General features: G+C 72.0%; 14 protein-coding genes. 7 read left to right on the top strand and 7 right to left on the bottom strand.

Annotated elements, in window-relative coordinates:
- Positions 1–298 precede the first annotated feature (298 nt).
- The 3 genes from ACZ7OU_RS08650 to ACZ7OU_RS08640 form a co-directional block, all read right to left on the bottom strand.
- Positions 299–2161, bottom strand: a complete 1863-nt coding sequence (locus tag ACZ7OU_RS08650) for a glycosyltransferase family 39 protein (protein WP_470254669.1) — start codon at positions 2159–2161, stop codon at positions 299–301.
- An 81-nt stretch (positions 2162–2242) separates the two neighbouring features.
- Positions 2243–3757, bottom strand: a complete 1515-nt coding sequence (locus ACZ7OU_RS08645; protein WP_470240571.1) for a sensor histidine kinase — start codon at positions 3755–3757, stop codon at positions 2243–2245.
- The gene (locus ACZ7OU_RS08640) at positions 3735–4484 is read right to left on the bottom strand and encodes a response regulator transcription factor (RefSeq protein ID WP_360666482.1); all 750 of its coding nucleotides are present in this window, start codon (positions 4482–4484) and stop codon (positions 3735–3737) included. The genes ACZ7OU_RS08645 and ACZ7OU_RS08640 overlap by 23 nt, the downstream gene beginning before the upstream one ends.
- A gap of 168 nt (positions 4485–4652) precedes the next feature.
- Here ACZ7OU_RS08640 and ACZ7OU_RS08635 point away from each other — a divergent pair, with 168 nt between their 5' ends.
- The 4 genes from ACZ7OU_RS08635 (at position 4653) to ACZ7OU_RS08620 (ending at position 7762) form a co-directional block, all read left to right on the top strand.
- Complete coding sequence (locus ACZ7OU_RS08635; RefSeq protein ID WP_470254668.1) at positions 4653–5282, top strand: hypothetical protein; 630 nt, start codon at positions 4653–4655, stop codon at positions 5280–5282.
- Positions 5283–5717: 435 nt separating this feature from the next.
- Positions 5718–6890 carry a sensor histidine kinase gene (locus ACZ7OU_RS08630; RefSeq protein WP_470254667.1) on the top strand — a complete coding sequence of 391 codons (1173 nt, stop codon included), beginning with the start codon at positions 5718–5720 and terminating at the stop codon, positions 6888–6890.
- On the top strand, positions 6887–7552 hold the full coding sequence (locus ACZ7OU_RS08625) for a response regulator (RefSeq protein WP_470240568.1): 666 nt from the start codon (positions 6887–6889) through the stop codon (positions 7550–7552). The genes ACZ7OU_RS08630 and ACZ7OU_RS08625 overlap by 4 nt, the downstream gene beginning before the upstream one ends.
- Before the next feature lie 9 nt (positions 7553–7561).
- A complete protein-coding gene (locus ACZ7OU_RS08620; RefSeq protein ID WP_360666471.1) occupies positions 7562–7762 on the top strand; it encodes a hypothetical protein in 201 nt (66 codons plus the stop codon).
- Here ACZ7OU_RS08620 and ACZ7OU_RS08615 read toward each other — a convergent pair.
- On the bottom strand, positions 7752–8198 hold the full coding sequence (locus ACZ7OU_RS08615) for a nitroreductase family deazaflavin-dependent oxidoreductase (RefSeq protein ID WP_470240567.1): 447 nt from the start codon (positions 8196–8198) through the stop codon (positions 7752–7754). The two genes, ACZ7OU_RS08620 and ACZ7OU_RS08615, sit on opposite strands and share 11 nt — an antisense overlap.
- A 127-nt stretch (positions 8199–8325) precedes the next feature.
- Between ACZ7OU_RS08615 and ACZ7OU_RS08610 the strand changes: the two genes are divergently transcribed.
- Complete coding sequence (locus tag ACZ7OU_RS08610) at positions 8326–8997, top strand: TetR/AcrR family transcriptional regulator (RefSeq protein ID WP_470254666.1); 672 nt, start codon at positions 8326–8328, stop codon at positions 8995–8997.
- A 96-nt stretch (positions 8998–9093) separates the two neighbouring features.
- Complete coding sequence (locus tag ACZ7OU_RS08605; protein ID WP_470254665.1) at positions 9094–10611, top strand: 3-hydroxyacyl-CoA dehydrogenase; 1518 nt, start codon at positions 9094–9096, stop codon at positions 10609–10611.
- 43 nt (positions 10612–10654) lie between these two features.
- Here the strand turns inward: ACZ7OU_RS08605 and ACZ7OU_RS08600 are convergent, their stop codons facing one another.
- Together ACZ7OU_RS08600 and ACZ7OU_RS08595 are read right to left on the bottom strand one after the other, a co-directional pair.
- Positions 10655–13642, bottom strand: coding sequence for a PQQ-dependent sugar dehydrogenase (locus ACZ7OU_RS08600; protein ID WP_470254664.1), 2988 nt, complete (start codon positions 13640–13642; stop codon positions 10655–10657).
- A gap of 65 nt (positions 13643–13707) precedes the next feature.
- A complete protein-coding gene (locus ACZ7OU_RS08595) occupies positions 13708–14358 on the bottom strand; it encodes a L,D-transpeptidase (RefSeq protein ID WP_470254663.1) in 651 nt (216 codons plus the stop codon).
- Between the two features lie 224 nt (positions 14359–14582).
- Between ACZ7OU_RS08595 and ACZ7OU_RS08590 the strand changes: the two genes are divergently transcribed.
- Positions 14583–15092, top strand: coding sequence for a hypothetical protein (locus ACZ7OU_RS08590; protein WP_470254662.1), 510 nt, complete (start codon positions 14583–14585; stop codon positions 15090–15092).
- On the opposite strand, the gene ACZ7OU_RS08585 is transcribed toward ACZ7OU_RS08590, so the two are convergent.
- Positions 15082–15972, bottom strand: a complete 891-nt coding sequence (locus ACZ7OU_RS08585; RefSeq protein WP_470240561.1) for a serine/threonine-protein kinase — start codon at positions 15970–15972, stop codon at positions 15082–15084. The two genes, ACZ7OU_RS08590 and ACZ7OU_RS08585, sit on opposite strands and share 11 nt — an antisense overlap.

Raw genomic sequence — 15972 nt, 5'->3', positions numbered from 1 at the left:
GGGCCGACCAGCGATATCAGGCCGTTTCAAGATCGAGTTGACCGGGTTTCTGTCGGCCGCCCGGCCAAGATCCCGGCCACGAGCACGGGCAATTGCACGGGCTGTAGTCCCTCGTCGTTACGGCACGCCGTGATCATCACCGAGCGCTATTTCCGGGAACCGAACAATCGTTCGCGATGCGCCGGTCAACGGGACCGGAATCGAACAGGTGTACGCCTCCGCCGATACCGCACCGGCGTCGAATCCGCGAATGATTCCTCGACTGTTAACACGCCGGAAACAATCGGGCGAATTTCGATCAATTGACAGATTTTGTGAGGTCGTAAACCGTCGTGCCGCCGACGGTGGCCGGCGTGAAGTTCTGCTCGACCCACGTCTGGATTTCGCCCGAGGTACCGCGACCACCGCCGAAGCCGCCGCGCCCGCCGGCGACGAAGTAGTGGACGTCCCCAGCGGCGACGTACTGCTGGAACCGCGCCAGCGTCGGCGCCGGGTCGCTGCCGCTGAAGCCGCCGATCGCGAGCACCGGGCGTCCGCTCGAGAGCGCCAGCCCGGCCGACTGCATCGCGCCGCTCTGCGCCGCGGCCCACTTCGTCGTCGTGTTCTTCAGCAGGTCGATCACGGCGGTGTCGGTCTGACCCTCGCCGAACCCGCCGCCGCCACGGCCGAACCCGCGTCCACTCGCGACGGCCGGGCCGGACGACGGCGTGCCACCGGAGTGCGGCGTCGCCGCCGTGGCCAGGGTGAAGGACGCCGTCCCGAGCAGCGCGCCGCACAGGCCGAGCACGGCCACCGCCGGGCCGGAGCGCCGGAGCCGGTCGGCGCCGAAGAGCAGCGCCAGCACCCCGGCCGCGCCGAGCACGAGCAGCGTGTAGCGGATCCACGGCTGCCAGTCCGGCGTGCGTGCGAGCAGCACGAAGCCCCAGACGGCGGTGACCGCGAGCAGCACGGCCAGCACCGCGCGGGCCGCGAAGTTCGCCCGGCCGCGCCAGAGCTCACGCGCGGAGATCCCCAGCGTGGCCGCGATCCCCGGGGCCAGCGCGACCGTGTAGTACGGGTGGATGATGCCGCTCATGTAGCTGAACACGAGCGTCGTGACGACCAGCCAGCCACCCCACAGCAGCAGTGCCGCGCGGGTCCGGTCGGTGCGGGGCGCGCGCCGAGTGAACCACAGCCCGGCGACCAGGCCGATCAGGGCGGCGGGCAGCAGCCACGACGCTTCCCCGCCGAACTCGCCGCCGAACAACCGCGTCAGGCCGGTTTCGCCGCCGAAGCCACCGCCGAAACCGCCGGCCCCGCCCGGCGCCGTCCCGCTGCCGCCCCGGCCTTCGCCGAAGATCCGGCCGAGGCCGTTGTAGCCGAACGCCAGCTCCAGCACGGTGTTGTCGGTCGAGCCGCTGATGTACGGCCGGTCCGCCACCGGCCAGAGCGCGACGACCACGATCCACCAGCCCGCCGAGACGAGCACCGCCCCGGCCGCGGCGAACAGCTGGCCGATCCGGCGGCCGAGCGACGTCGGCGCCGCGACCGCGTAGGCCAGCACGAACGCGGGCAGGACGAGGAACGCCTGCAGCATCTTGTCGAGGAAGCCGAACCCGACCGCGACGCCGGCGAGCAGCAGCCACTTCGTGCTCGCGTGCTCCAGCGCGCGCACGACGCAGTAGGCGCCGGCGACGAGCAGCAGCACCAGGAAGGCGTCGGGGTTGTCGTAGCGGAACATGAGCGCGGCGACCGGCGTCAGCGCGAGCCCGGCCCCGGCGAGCAGGCCGGCGCCCGGGCCGGACAGCCGTCGCACGGCGAGGTAGAGCAGGCCCACCGAGGCGACGCCGGCGAGCGCGTCCGGCACGAGCAGGCTCCAGCTCGAGAAGCCGAAGAGCCGGCCGGACAGCCCCATGACCCACAGGGAGAACGGCGGTTTGTCGACGGTGACGACGTTGCCGGGGTCGAGCGAACCGAAGAACAGCGCCTTCCAGCTCCACGTGCCGGCCTGGGCGGCCATCGCGTAGAAGTCGTTGGCCCAGCCCGTCTTCGCCAGGTCCCACAGGTAGAGCAGGCCGGTGCCGAGCAGCAGCGCGGCCACGGAAGGCCGGACCCAGCGCGGTTTCCGGGCGGCTTCGGGCGCGGGCTGGGCGTGTTCGGGCGCCGACAGCGTGGTCGTCATGGTTCCGACCGTGTCGGCGCCGCATGTGGTGAACTTGTGCCGAAGCTGTGCGTGCGCTGTGCATCGGACCCGGACGGGTGATCACGCGGGCGCCGGCGCCTCCGGGAACGTGATCTCGAACTCCGTCCGCCCCGGCCGGCTCTGGACGCCGACCCGGCCGCCGTGCGCGCCGACCACCGCGGCCACGATCGCCAGCCCGAGGCCGGTGCTCCCCGCCGCCCGTGAGCGCGAGTTGTCGCCGCGGGCGAAGCGTTCGAAGATGTCCGGGAGGACGTCCGGGGAGATGCCGGGGCCGTCGTCCGCCACGCGGAGCCGGAGTACGCCGTCCGAAGTGGACAGTGACGTCGTCACCGTCGTGCCCGCCGGGGTGTGCGTGCGCGCGTTGGCCAGCACGTTGATCACCACCTGGTGCAGCTGACCCGCGTCGCCGAGGACGCCGATCGGCTCGCCGGGGACGTCCATCAGCCACTTGTGGCCCGGGCCCGCGACGTGCGCGTCCGCGACCGCGTCGGCCACCAGCCGGCACAGGTCCACCCACTCGTGCACCACCGGGCGGCCGGAGTCGAGGCGCGCGAGCAGCAGCAGGTCCTCCACCAGCGTCGTCATCCGGCGCGACTCGGACTCGACGCGGCTCATCGCGAACGCGACATCCGGCGGCACCTCCGCGCCGCCGCGGCGCGTGAGCTCGGCGTACCCGCGGATCGCCGCCAGCGGCGTGCGCAGCTCGTGGCTCGCGTCCGCGACGAACTGGCGGACGCGGTTCTCGCTCGCGTGCCGCGCGGTCAGCGCGTCCGCGACGTGCTGCAGCATCCGGTTCAGCGCCGAGCCGACCTTGCCGACCTCGGTGTTCGGGTCGGTGTCGGCCTCCCGGACCCGTTCCGACAGCGCGACTTCACCGCGGTCCAGCGGCAGCTCGGAGACGCGCGTCGCGGTCGCGGCCAGCCGGTCGAGCGGTTTCATCGTGCGCCGGATCGTCGCCGCGCCGACCGCGCCGGCCACGAGGATTCCCGCGAGCGCGACGCCGCCGAGGATGAACCCGAGCCGCCAGAGCGTCTCGTTGACGTCCTTGAGCGGCAGGCCGATGACGGTCTTGTCGCCGCTGGGCGACGTCGTCGAGACGACGCGGTAGTCGCCGAGGGTGCCGCTGAGGACGATGCTGTGCGGTTTCCCGTCGGACGGCACCGCCAGCAGCACCCGCATCTGGTCCTTGTTGAGCTGCCGGTACGGCGCCCGCTTCTTGGTCGGCGAGCCCACCGTGGAGTCGAGCACGGCCCCGGTGCCCCCCGAACCGATCTGGACGGCGGCGAGCGTGCCCTCGCCCTGGCCCAGCGCCCGCAGCGGATCCGGCGGCGGCGCCTCACCGTAGGTCCAGGGCGGCGGCCGTTCCCCGTTGTGCGACGCGCGGTCGCTCGCCGCGGCCAGCCGCTTGTCCTGCTGCCCGACCAGGAACTCGCTCAGCGCGAACTCCGTGACGACGCCGACGACCAGGCACACCAGCGCGAGCAGCGCGGCGAGCTGGAAGATCAGCCGCCGCCGCAGCGACCACGGCCGTTGCGTCCGGAACCGCCGTGGTTCAGCCCGCTGGCTTGAGGACATACCCGGCGCCCCGCATGGTGTGGATCATCGGCTCGCGGTCGGCGTCGATCTTCTTGCGCAGGTAGGAGATGTAGAGCTCGACGATGTTCGCCTGGCCGCCGAAGTCGTAGCTCCAGACGCGGTCCAGGATCTGGGCCTTCGACAGCACGCGCTTGGGGTTGCGCATGAGGTAGCGCAGCAGCTCGAACTCGGTCGCGGTCAGCGGCACCAGCGCGCCACCGCGGTGCACCTCGCGGCTGTCTTCGTCGAGGGTGAGGTCGCCGACGACGAGCGTCGACCCGCTCGCGCCGGTCACCCCGCCGGCCCGGCGCAGCAGCGCGCGCAGGCGCAGCGCGACCTCTTCGAGGCTGAAGGGCTTGGTGACGTAGTCGTCGCCGCCCGCGGTGAGCCCGGCGATGCGGTCCTCGACCGCGTCCTTCGCCGTCAGGAAGAGCACAGGTAGGTGTGGCGCCTCCGACCGCATTCTCCGGAGCACTTCGAGACCGCTGAAGTCGGGGAGCATGACGTCGAGGACGACGGCGTCGGGCCGGAAGTCGCGCGCGATCCGGACGGCTTCGGTGCCGTCACCCGCGCTGCGCACCTCCCAGCCCTCCATGCGCAGGGCCATCGACACGAGCTCGGCCAGCGTCGCCTCGTCGTCGACGACGAGCACCCGCACCGGGCTCCCGTCGGCGCGGCGCAGGTCGGCCTTGCCGGGGCCGGGTGACGTGGCGTTCATAGCGGTCATAGTGCCACCTTCTCGGCGGCGCATCGGTGCTCACTGTGACCTCGCTGTGCGTTTCCTGTGAGAGTTCGTTCGTTCGAGGCACAGCGCTCGCTGACGCCTCGCACAGCTCAAACACAGCCTCGGCGGCGAGCCTGACCTGGACCAGTGTGGGTACGACCGGAGGACACGATGACGACCGAGCCGACGCCGAACACGCCACCGCAGGGTGAACCGGCCCCCGCCAACTGGGGCGACCCGGCCCCGGCCGCGCCGAAGAAGGGCTGGTCCGGCAAGAAGACGGCGATCGCGGCCGGCATCGCGGTGGTGATCGCGGCCGGCGGCGGCGCGGCGATCTGGGCGGGCACCAGCAGCGCCGACAATTCGGCCCAGCAGGGCCCCGGCGGCTTCGGCGGTCCAGGAGGCGGCCAGTTCCCCGGCCAGGGCGGCCCGGGCGGAGGCTTCGGCAACGGTTTCGGCGGCGGAATGGCTGCGCTGCGCGAAGCGCTCCACGGCGACTTCGTGGTGTCGAACGGAAGCGGCGGTTATACGACGGAGCGCCTCCAGACGGGCGACGTCACAGAGTTGAGTGCGACATCGGTGACGTTGACGAGCAAGGACGGCTACAAGCAGACGTACACGCTCAACGGCTCAACCCAGAAGACGGGCGAGGTGAAGCAGGGCGACACGAACGTGACGGTGGTGGCCAAGGTCGAGGGCACAACAGCAACGGCGACATCGCTGGGCCAGGCCCAGCAGGGCCAGCGCCAGGGAACAGGCCAACGCCGCGGCGGCGGCTACTCGGCCCGCCCATCGAACTGAGGCGGTGACGTGGGTGAGGCGGGCTTGCGGGCCGGCCGCACCACCGAACCGAGGTAGGTGAGGCGGGTTCGCCGGGTCAGGCCCTCGCCGCCCAACCGATTGGTGGTGCGGCTCGCCGAGCTAAGCCCGCCCCGACCACCCAACTGCGGCAGGTGAGGCGGCTTGCCGGTCCGCGCCGCCAACCGAGGCAGGTGGCGCGGCCCACCAAGCCAAGCCCTCACCGCCCGCCGGACCGCGGTAGGCGACCCGGCCCGGCCGCACCACCCGACCGACCACGGCCGGGGGCGCCCTGCCCGGCAGCCCCCGGCCCGCCCCAACCGCCCCAAAGCTCCACGAGCCTTCCCGACCAGGGATCGCCCCGATGCTGCGGACCCCTCCCGCAGCATCGGGGCGTTCCCGCCCACCGTTGCCGCCGACTAGGGCAGAGTTGCGGGCGTGCACGACATCAGCGGGTCCCTGCGGCGCCAGTCGCTGCTGGTCGCGCTCGTCTGTGTTGTTGCCGATGCCGCCCTCTTCACACTCCGCGGCCCGATCGGCGGGCCAGGGAACGGGACCGGCGTCGGCTGGCAGGCCTGGGCCGTCCTGCTCGGCGGGATCGCCGTCAACGCCGCCCTCGCCGGCCCCGCGCGGTACTCCGGCTGGGTCGCCCTCGCGCACGCCCTCCTCTTCGCCGGCTCGCCGCTTCTCCTCTGCACCTGCACCGGTTACGTCGTCGGGAACAACGCCGGCATCCTGATCGCCGGCTACCGGGCCGGCGCGTGGCTGCGCCCGAAACCCGCCGTCCTCGCGCTTCTCGCCCTGCTCGCCGGCGTCACCGCGGGCTGCGTCGAAGGCGGCGGGCGCACCGCGGCCGACTGGCGGCTGATCGCCATCAGCGTCAGTGTCAGCGCCCTCCTGCCGTGGCTGGTCGGCCGGTACACGACCGCCCGGCGCGCCTACATCGCCGATCTCGAGCGCGAAGCCGACGAACGCCGCCAGCACGAAGAAGAGGCCGTGCGCAGGGCCGTCACCGAGGAGCGGACGACCATCGCCCGCGACCTCCACGACGTCATCTCCCACCACGTCAGCGCCATCGGCGTGCACGCCGGCGCCGCCCGGCTCGGCCTCCCCGACGACGCCGGCCCCGTGCGGAAGTCGCTCGGCGCGGTCGAGTCCGCCAGCCGCTCGGCGATGGCCGACCTGCGCCGGCTCCTCGACCTCCTGCACGCCGAAACCAACGCCGAACAGCCCGGCCTCGACAACCTCGACGAGCTGGTCGAGACCGTCCGCGCGGCGGGCCTGCCGACCCGGCTGACCCTGCGCGGCGAAGCCCGCGAGCTCCCCGGTTCGCTCGACGTCGCCCTGTACCGCATCGCCCAGGAAGCCCTGACCAACGCGCTGCGCCACGGCGAGGGCCCGGTCGAGGTGGAGCTGAACCACGGCCGCACCGAAGTCGTGCTCACGGTGACGAACGGCCTGCGCGCGGACCGCACGTCACAGAAGGAGCACGCGCACCGCGGCCTGGCGGGCATCCGCCAGCGCGTGACCCTGTTCGGCGGCCAGGTCTCCTACGGCGAGACCGGCGGGCACTGGCAGCTGCGCACGACCTTCCCGGTGGAGAGCACATGATCCGCGTCCTGCTGGCCGACGACCACGCGATGTTCCGCTCCGGGATGCGCGCGCTGCTCGACACCCAGGCCGACTTCACCTGCGTCGGCGAGGCCTCCGACGGCCGCGAAGCCGTCGCCGAGACCGCCCGCCTGCGCCCGGACGTCGCGGTCCTCGACGTCCGCATGCCCCGCCTCGACGGCCTCGCCGCGACCGAGGCCATCCTCGCCGCGCCGGGCAACGACACCCGCGTCCTCGTGCTCACGACCTACGACGCCGACGAGTACGTCTACCGCGCGCTGCGTGCCGGGGCGAGCGGGTTCCTGCTGAAGAGCCTGGCGCCGGAGGAGCTGGTCGCGGCGATCCGGGTGGCCGCGCGCGGCGACGCGCTGATCGACCCGTCGGTGACGCGGCGGCTGGTCGCGAAGTTCGCGTCGGTGCTCGAGCCCGCGGCCGCCGAACCGCCCGAACTGGCCCGGCTCACCTCCCGCGAACGGGAGGTCCTGCTGCTGATCGCCAACGCCTGCAGCAACGCGGAGATCGCGCGGCAGCTGCACGTCGGCGAGGAGACGGTCAAGACGCACGTGTCCCGCGTGCTGAGCAAGCTCGGTCTCCCCGACCGCGTGCACGCCGTCGTGTACGCGTACCGCCACGAACTCGTCCCGGGCGACCGGCCTGCCTAGACTGGCCGCATGAGGCGCTGGATCACCTTCGCGGTCGGGGTAGTGCTCGTGCTCGTCGGCGCCGTCTGGGTGCTGCAGGGCATCGGCGTCATCACCGGGAGTTTCATGACCGGGCAGAAGCTGTGGTTCCTGATCGGGCTCGTCGCGTTCCTGGTCGGAGTCGTGCTGGTCGCGGCGAACCTGACGAAGCGGCGCAAACCTACTTCGTGAAGATCTCGAAGATCGGGTAGCCCGGCGCGATCTCGCGCAGCTTCTCGTCGGACGCCTTGGCGTCGACGCCGTCGAAGAACACGCCGACCTCGAACTTCCAGCGCTTGAGGTAGGCGCGCAGGATGCCCGGCTTCTCGTCGTCGACCAGCTCACGGAACGTGAACTCCTCGACGCGCTTCCCGACGCGCAGCGTGCCCTGGCCGGCGGCCCGCAGGTTGCGCACCCACTGCGTCTCGCCACGCGGGGCGACGAGGTACCGCACGCCGTCGACGGTCAGCAGGTTGACCGGCACCGACCGCGGCTCGCCGCTCTTGCGGCCGACGACCGTCAGCACCCGGCTGCCCCACACGCTGAAGCCCATCCGGGTCAGCTTCGCGACGGCCTCGTTGAACGCGTTGGTGGCCTTCTTCGGCTCGATGTAGCGGGCGGCGGTCATGGTGTCCTCCGAAGTTTCGGGAGAGCAGTGCTCTCGGTTAAGAGCAGTGAACACCTGAGCACTGCACTCTGTCAAGAGCACTGCTCTCTATTTTGTGCGCCGCTCTCGTCGTGGCACACTGATCCCCATGACCGCCACCAAGACCGCGCGCGAACGTGCCCGCGCCGAGCTCACCCAGGAGATCAAGGACGAGGCCCGCCGCCAGCTCGCCGACGTCGGCGCGCACGGGCTGTCGCTGCGCGCGGTGGCGCGGGAGCTGGGCATGGTGTCGTCCGCGCTGTACCGGTACTTCCCGAGCCGCGACCGGCTGCTGACCGACCTGATCGTCGACGCCTACAACGCGATCGGCGAGGCGGCCGAACAGGCCGACCCCGGCCAGGGCGCGCCCCGCGACCGGTGGCTCGCGATCTGGCACGCGACGCGTGACTGGGCCCGCGCGCACCCGCACGAGTACGCGCTGATCTACGGCTCACCGATCCCCGGCTACCAGGCCCCGCAGGACACCGTCGCCCCCGCCGGCCGGGTCGCGCTCGCCCTGGTCAAGGTGCTCACGCACACGGAACTGCGGAATATCGACGGCGAAGTCGCACCCGAGCTGCGCGACCAGGCCGAGACGCTCACGAAGGTCCTCGGGATCGTCGCCGGGCCCGAGACGGTCACGCGCCTGATCATGGCGTGGACCCAGCTGTTCGGGGCGATCAACTTCGACCTGTTCGGCCAGTACGTCGGCAGCGTCGACCCGGCCGACGCGTTCTTCACGCACTCGGCGACGCGCATGGCGGAGTTCGTCGGCCTTTAGGCGCGCAGCAGCAGGCCGACGGCTTCGGCGAGCTTCCCTGTCAGGGCCGAGACGGTACCGTCGGCCCGACGACATCACGGGAAAGGCGGGCACGACGTGACGGGGTGGGCCGGGAAGGTCGGCAGGATCCGGGTGATCGGGACCGGGGTGATGGGCCGGGGGATCGTCCAGCTCGCCGCGACCGCGGGGGTGACCGTCGAGCTCGCGGACGTCCGGCGCGAGGCCGTCGCCGAAGCGATCGAGTACGTCGGCGGGATGGTCGACAAGCTGGCCGCGAAGGGCAAGCTCGACGACCCGCGGGCGGTCAAGGACCGGCTGGTCGCGGTGGACGCGCCCGACGCGCCCGCGGACGGCGTCGACCTCGTCGTCGAGGCCGTCCGGGAGGACATCGCCACGAAGCGGGCCCTGTTCGCCGCCCTCGAGCGCGTCTGTCCACAAGAGACGATCTTCGCGACGAACACCAGCTCGCTGTCGGTCACCGAGATCGCCGCCGAGCTGGCCGATCCTGGCCGGCTGATCGGCCTGCACTTCTTCAACCCGGTGCCGCTGATGCGCCTGGTCGAGGTGGTCCCGGGCACGCGCACGCACGACTGGCTGCCCGCCGAGGCGCTCGAGCTGGTCAAGAGCTGGGGCCACGAGCCGGTGCTGGCGCAGGACGCGCCGGGCTTCCTGGTCAACCACGCCGGACGCGGCCTGAACACCGAGGCGCTGCAGATCCTCGCCGAGGCACTGGCCGAGCCCGCCGACATCGACCGCGTCGCGCGGGACGTGCTCGGCCTGAAGCTCGGGCCGTTCGAGCTGCTCGACCTGACCGGCCTCGACGTCTCCCACGCGGTGCTGGAGAGCATCTGGAGCGGCTTCCACGGCGAACCGCGGCTGCGGCCGTCGTGGCTGACGCGGCCGAGGGTCGCCGCCGGGTTGTTCGGGCGCAAGAACGGTTCCGGCTTCTACTCGTACGTCGAAGGCAAGCAGCAGGTGGCCGAGGAGCCCGCCGCGCCGCCGAAGCCGTCCGGTCCGGTGTTCGTCGCGGACGAGCACCTCGGCCGCGTGCTGTCGGCAGCCGGCGTGCAGGTGGTGTCGGACGCGTACCCGGACGCGGTCCTGCTCGTCCCGCTCTACGGCGAGTCCACAGTGGACGCGGGCACCCGCGCCGGGCTGCCGCTGGACCGCGTCGCCGGCGTCGACCCCCTGGGCGGCTACGAGCGGCGCCTGACGATGTCCGTCCACCCGGGACTCGACCCGGCCGCGGGCCGCGCGGCCTGGGGCGCGCTGGCGGCGACGGGCCACCCCGTGACGGTGGTCCGCGACGGCCCGGCCCCGATCGCCCAGCGCCTCCTGGCGTCCATCGTCAACACGGCGTGCTTCATCGCGGGCCAGAACCTGGCGTCCCCGGCGGACATCGACACGGCGGTCCGGCTGGGGCTGGGTTACCCGCGTGGCCCGCTGGCCTGGGGAGACCTCGTCGGCGGCGACATCGTGCTGCGGATCCTGAGTGGCCTGGCCGCGTCGACCGGGGATCCGCGGTACCGGCCGAGCCCGTGGCTGACCGAGCGGGTGGCGCTCAAACTGCCGCTGACCTCGACCGGGACCACGCCCGCGGACCTGCGCTCCTGACGCACGGACGGAACCAGGCCGTTCCCGAGGAGGACGGCCTGGTTCACCAGGGACGGTCGACCGCCCCGCCGGCGGCGGTGTAGGTGATGTAGCCGCCCTGGAAGTCGCTGCGGTACACGCCGTTCGACTGGGACTCGTCCGACGTCGGGTAGCGCAGGTACGAGCGCTCCCAGCCGAGGGCCGCCCAGCGCTTCCGGATCTCGCCCTTCACGACGTGCGCACCGGTCGCGTTCGTGTAGTAGATCGAGTGGCCGAGGCTGAAGTGGTTGAACCGGCCGACACCATCCGGCGTCCCGTCTTCGTCGTCGACCGGATAGCCGAGACCGCGCTCGTAGCCGTACTCCGCCCACTTCTTGCGGATCTCACCGTAGATCGCGTGCGCGCCGAGCTGGGGCGTGTAGTAGATCGAACCGACGTTGGTGCCCTTGACGAAGTGGTTGTACCGCCCGATTCCGTCCGGTGTCCCCAGTTCATCGCTGGTCGGGTACCCGAGACCACGCTCGTAATCCAGCGCCGCCCACTTCCGCCGGATCTCCCCGTATATCGCGTGCGCACCCGTCGCGTTCGTGAAGTAGATCGAACCGACGTTGCCCCCGTTCAAGAAGTGGTTGTACCGCCCGGCACCGTCCGGCGTCCCCATCTCATCGGTGGTCGGATACCCGAGACCACGCTCGTAACCGAGCGCCACCCACTTCCGCCGGATCTCCCCGTAAACCGTGTGCGCACCGTTCGCGGCCGTGTAGTAGATCGACCCCACGTTGCCGTTGTTCACGAAGTCGCCGTACTGCCCGGCACCGTCCGACGTCACCGCGGTGTCGGACGTCGGCGGGCCGAACTTGCCGTGCCCGCCGATGGCGAGGTACTTGTCCAGCACCGGGCCGGTGACGAACTTCGTTCCTCCCACCGCACTCCAGTACAGGCGGCCGTTCGCGTACGCCCGGTAGTGGACCGGGCCGTCGGTGACCTCGGTGCCCGCCGGCGCCCCGAGCTTCGCCGGCAACTCCGGGTCGGCGTTGTAGCGCTGGTCGATCGGGGTGTCGTAGTTCGCCGTCAAGGTCAGGTCGCTCGTGCCGACGGTGACGACCCACGTCCGGTCCGCCGGACCGCTCTGCCAGCCGGCGAACTTCGAGACACCGTCGGTGCCCAGCAGCGCGGCCTCGACGTCGAAGGTCGCGCCCTCGGTCACCAGCGCCGTGTTGACGCCGCCCTCGACCGGGATGCTCAGCGCCGCGGGCTGCGTGCTGAGCAGGGTGATCCGGTGCCGGCGCGGCATCGCCGTGTACGTCTTGGACGTCTTGACGCCCGCGCTGTCCGTCACCGTCGCGGTGAACTCCATCCGGGAGTCCGGGTGCTCGGTGAACGGCTGCGCGAAGCTCGTCCCGTCGCCGCCGACGCCGGGGTGCGAGTGGCACGTCGCTTCGCTCGGGCAGTGCCGGACCGCGGTGGTCCACGTGACCGGCAGCGTGCCGTCCTCGCCGTCCGTCGCGGTGGCACTCACGCTGACCTGCTGGTTCACCGCGAACGTCGCCGGGGTCCCGGGCGTGGTCAGCACGAGCTGCGGGGTGTGGTTGCCGGGTGCGACCGCGATGGTGGTCGTGCCGGTGGCCCCCAGCGGGTCCCGGACCGTCAGCTTCGCGGTGAACGACCCGGTGCCCGCCGCGTACTGGTGGCCGACGGCGGGGCCGGCGTCGGCCGCGGTGGTCCCGTCGCCGAAGTCCCAGTCGTACTTCAGCGGGTCGCCGTCGTAGTCGACCGACGTCGAGCCGTCGAACGACACCGTGCGGGTGTCCGGGTCGGTGGTCGTCGTGGCCCTCGCCTCCGGCGCGGTGTTGCCCGACGAGTAGCTCAGCCGCCGCAGGGTGCCGCTCAGGATGTCGGCGTAGACGATGTCGCCGTTCGGCGCCGCCGCGAACTTCACCGGGCCGCCGATGCCGGTGAAGACCGGCGGGTTCTCCGGGGCCTGCGTGAGCTTGCCCTGGTCGTCGTAGCGCAGCGTCCAGATCTTCTGGCCGACGTAGTCGCCGAAGAAGTACGAGCCGCGGTAGGCCGCCGGGTAGCTGGATCCGTTGTAGACGATCCCGCCGGTGACGCTGTTGCCCTGCATGACGCCGCTGCCGTGCTGGTACTCGAAGATCGGGGGCTGGTTCGCCACGCCGGCGCAGCCCGCGAGGCCGCTGTAGCCCGGGGTCGCGTGGGTGCCCTCCCAGCAGGGCCAGCCCATGTTCCCGCCGCGCGGGACGACACTGACCTCTTCCCAGTTGTTCCAGCCGACGTCCCCGGCGACCGGCAGGCCGAGGTTCTGGTCGACGCCGAACCGGAACGGGTTGCGGAACCCCCGCGCGAACACCTTGCTCGCGGCCGACGCGGGATCGGCGGCGTCGTAGTACGGGTTCCCCGGCACGCCCTTGCCGTCGGCTGTGAGGTGCAGGATCTTGCCGTACGGCTGGTTGACGTCCTGGGCGCGCAGCGCACCCGGGTCGACCTTCGTGAAGTCGCCGTTGTCCCCGATCGACAGCCAGAGCGTCCCGCCGGTGGCCGCGACGATGCCGTCGATGCCGTGGACGTTGTACATGCCCGGCACCTCGAACAGCGTCTGCTCGCCGGTCAGCCCGGTGGGCGCGCCCGCCGCGTCCACGACGACCGTGAACCGCGCTAGCCGCATGACGAAACCGGTGCCGACGTTGATCGAGCGCGTCAGGTAGATGCGGTGCGACGTCGCGTAGTCCGGCGCGACGGCCAGGCCGACGAGGCCGAGGTCCTCGTTGACGCGGACCGGCAGCGACGCGATCGTCCGGCCGGTCCCGCTCGCCGGCAGCCAGCGGACGTTGCCGCCCTTGCCGGTCACGATGATCGAATTGTCGGGCAGGTACGCGAAGTCCGTGAGCGGGTCCTGTCCCAGCCCGGCGCTGGTGTCCCGCAGTACGAACCCCGGCGGGAGTGCCGCCGCTTCGGCCACCCCCGACGACACCACAGGCAGCAACGCCCCGGTCAGCACCACCGCCACCAGTGCCTTGAGCGCTCTCGACAGCATCCGGCCCCCCTTCCCGACGATGGTTCATCGCCTGAGCAGGGGGGCCAGTTACTTCGACCAGGTGGTTACGGGACGACCTGCACGACGTCACCGATGTGCAGGGTGTTGAAGAACTTCAGGGACGCACCGGCCGACAGGTGGATGCAGCCGTGCGAGTACACCGAGAGGCTGCCGGTGTGGAAGGCGTCGCCCGGGTAGAAGAACACCGAGTTCGGCATCGGCGCGTTGTCGAACTCCTTCGACAGGTGCACCTTCTCCTTCGACAGCACGTGGAACGTGCCGGTCGGCGTCGCGTAGCCCTTGCGGCCCGGCAGCATCGGCACCGGCCCGTAGACGACCTTGCCACCCTGCAGGATCCACGCCTTGTGCGCGGAGATGTCGACGCAGGCGGCGGTGCCCGACGCGGCGGCCGCGGCGGCGCACGGCACGCCCGGGTCGCTCGCCGGAGCGGCCGGCTTCGGCTTGGGCTTGGGCTTCGGCTTGGTCGTGGTGGTGCTCGGCGCCGGCTTGGTGGTCGACGGCGTCGGCGTGGCACTGGTCGTCGTGGTGGGGGCCGCGGTGGTGCTCGAAGTCGTCGGCGCCCCGCCCCCGGTACCGGCGGCCGCGACGGCCCCGCCGCCGGCGTTCGGCCCCTCGGGCGCCGCCCCTCCCCCGGAGCAGGCGGCCAGCACGAACGCGGTGGCCAGCGCGGCCGCTCCCGCCAGAAGCCTCTTCACGATCCGTTACCCCCATGTTCGATCATCGCTTGTGGACACCCGTAAAGACGGCGGTCACCCGTTGGAGGTTCGTCCGGGAAGGTCACGATTTGGGCAGCCCGGACGGGTGACCCCTCAACCCGCGGGTTGAGGACGGGTTCCACCCGGCCCCGATCCCGGCGCCGACGAAAACCCGCCGCCGTTCGCCGAAGCTGGGAGCACCCCGGAAACCAAGGAGTCCCGAAATGCCCAGCGCAGCGAACGTCCTGCTCTACGCGGTCATCGCCGCCTTCGTCCTCTACAAAGTCGTCTACAAGCAGGTCCGCGGCACGCTGCTCGACCGCAAGACGCTGGTCCTGATGCCGCTGGTCCTGATCGCCGTCGGCGCTTACCTCACCGCGAAGGCGCTGCCCGGCGCGTCGGCTGCCGAACTCGGGCTGCTCGGCGCCGATCTCGTCGTCCTCGCCGGTCTGGGGGTCCTGCGCAGCACCACGACGACGCTCACCGAGCGTGACGGCACGACGTTCCAGAAGGGTTCGGCCGTCACCATCGGGCTGTGGCTGCTGACCATCGCCGTCCGCGTCGGTCTGGTCGCGCTGGGCACCGCGCTCGGCGTCGCCGGGCCGCTGACGTCCGCGTCGATCGCGCTCACCCTGGGCGTCAGCATCGCGGTGCAGAACACGACGACGTACTCCCGCGTCCAGCGGCTCGGCCTGCCGCTCGCCGACCGGCGGCCGGCGGCGCTCAGCCGCTGACGCGCCCCAGCATCCGCGCGTACATCCGGCCCGGGCTGGGCACCGACGGCGGCACCAGGAAGCCCGGCAGCGGCGGCAGCCCGCCGACGAACGCGCCGAGCCGCTCGTACAGCGCGGCCGCCCCGGGCGGCCGCGCTTCCGGGTCCTTCTCCAGCATCTCGGCGAGCAGGGCGTTGAGCTGCTTCGGCACCCCCGGCACCGGCGGCGGCAGCTCCTTGACCTGGCGCTCGAACACGGCGTACGCGGTGGGCCCGTCGAAGAGCCGCCGCCCGGTGAGCATCTCGTACAGCACGCACCCCAGCGCGTAGAGATCGCTTCGCGGTTCGGCGCCGCCACGCTGGATCTGCTCGGGCGCCATGTACGACGGCGTCCCCAGCAGCTGCCCGGCCCGCGTGAACTGCGCGGCGTCGGCCTCGCGGAGCACCGCGAGCCCGAAGTCCATCACCTTGACGCCGCCGTCCGGCCCGAGCATCAGGTTGGACGGTTTGAGGTCGCGGTGGCACACCGCGAGCGCGTGGGCGGCGGTCAGCACCGCGCACGCCTGCGCCGCGATCGCCGCGGCCCACGGCACCGGCAGCGGTCCGTGCTCGGCGAGCAGGTCGGCGACGGTCACGCCGTCGACGAACTGCATGACCTGGAACAACCGGTCGTCGTGGGTGCCGTAGTCGTACAGCGTCGGCACGCCGGGATGGTCGAGCGTCGCCAGAATTCGTGCTTCGCGGGCGAAGCGCGCTTCGAGCTCTTCGTCGCGGCCCGGCAGCCGGAGCAGCTTGATCGCCACGCGCCGGCCCAGCCGGCGGTCGTGCCCGCCGTGCACCGCGCCCATCCCGCCGCGTCCGAGCGGCAGCTCGTCGAGCTCGTAGCGGTCGGCGATCAGCAT

This window comes from Amycolatopsis sp. NPDC114505 (assembly GCF_055633615.1).
Note: the sequence above shows the minus strand (reverse complement) of the source record. Positions and strands in the feature narration are given on the sequence as shown.

What these genes read in the sequence shown, in the direction of transcription:
- ACZ7OU_RS08650 (WP_470254669.1), bottom strand. Translation starts at nt 2,161, where the DNA reads ATGACGACCACGCTGTCGGCGCCCGAACACGCCCAGCCCGCGCCCGAA.
- ACZ7OU_RS08645 (WP_470240571.1), bottom strand. Translation starts at nt 3,757, where the DNA reads ATGTCCTCAAGCCAGCGGGCTGAACCACGGCGGTTCCGGACGCAACGG.
- ACZ7OU_RS08640 (WP_360666482.1), bottom strand. Translation starts at nt 4,484, where the DNA reads ATGACCGCTATGAACGCCACGTCACCCGGCCCCGGCAAGGCCGACCTG.
- ACZ7OU_RS08635 (WP_470254668.1), top strand. Translation starts at nt 4,653, where the DNA reads ATGACGACCGAGCCGACGCCGAACACGCCACCGCAGGGTGAACCGGCC.
- ACZ7OU_RS08625 (WP_470240568.1), top strand. Translation starts at nt 6,887, where the DNA reads ATGATCCGCGTCCTGCTGGCCGACGACCACGCGATGTTCCGCTCCGGG.
- ACZ7OU_RS08620 (WP_360666471.1), top strand. Translation starts at nt 7,562, where the DNA reads ATGAGGCGCTGGATCACCTTCGCGGTCGGGGTAGTGCTCGTGCTCGTC.
- ACZ7OU_RS08615 (WP_470240567.1), bottom strand. Translation starts at nt 8,198, where the DNA reads ATGACCGCCGCCCGCTACATCGAGCCGAAGAAGGCCACCAACGCGTTC.
- ACZ7OU_RS08610 (WP_470254666.1), top strand. Translation starts at nt 8,326, where the DNA reads ATGACCGCCACCAAGACCGCGCGCGAACGTGCCCGCGCCGAGCTCACC.
- ACZ7OU_RS08600 (WP_470254664.1), bottom strand. Translation starts at nt 13,642, where the DNA reads ATGCTGTCGAGAGCGCTCAAGGCACTGGTGGCGGTGGTGCTGACCGGG.
- ACZ7OU_RS08590 (WP_470254662.1), top strand. Translation starts at nt 14,583, where the DNA reads ATGCCCAGCGCAGCGAACGTCCTGCTCTACGCGGTCATCGCCGCCTTC.
- ACZ7OU_RS08585 (WP_470240561.1), bottom strand. Translation starts at nt 15,972, where the DNA reads ATGCTGATCGCCGACCGCTACGAGCTCGACGAGCTGCCGCTCGGACGC.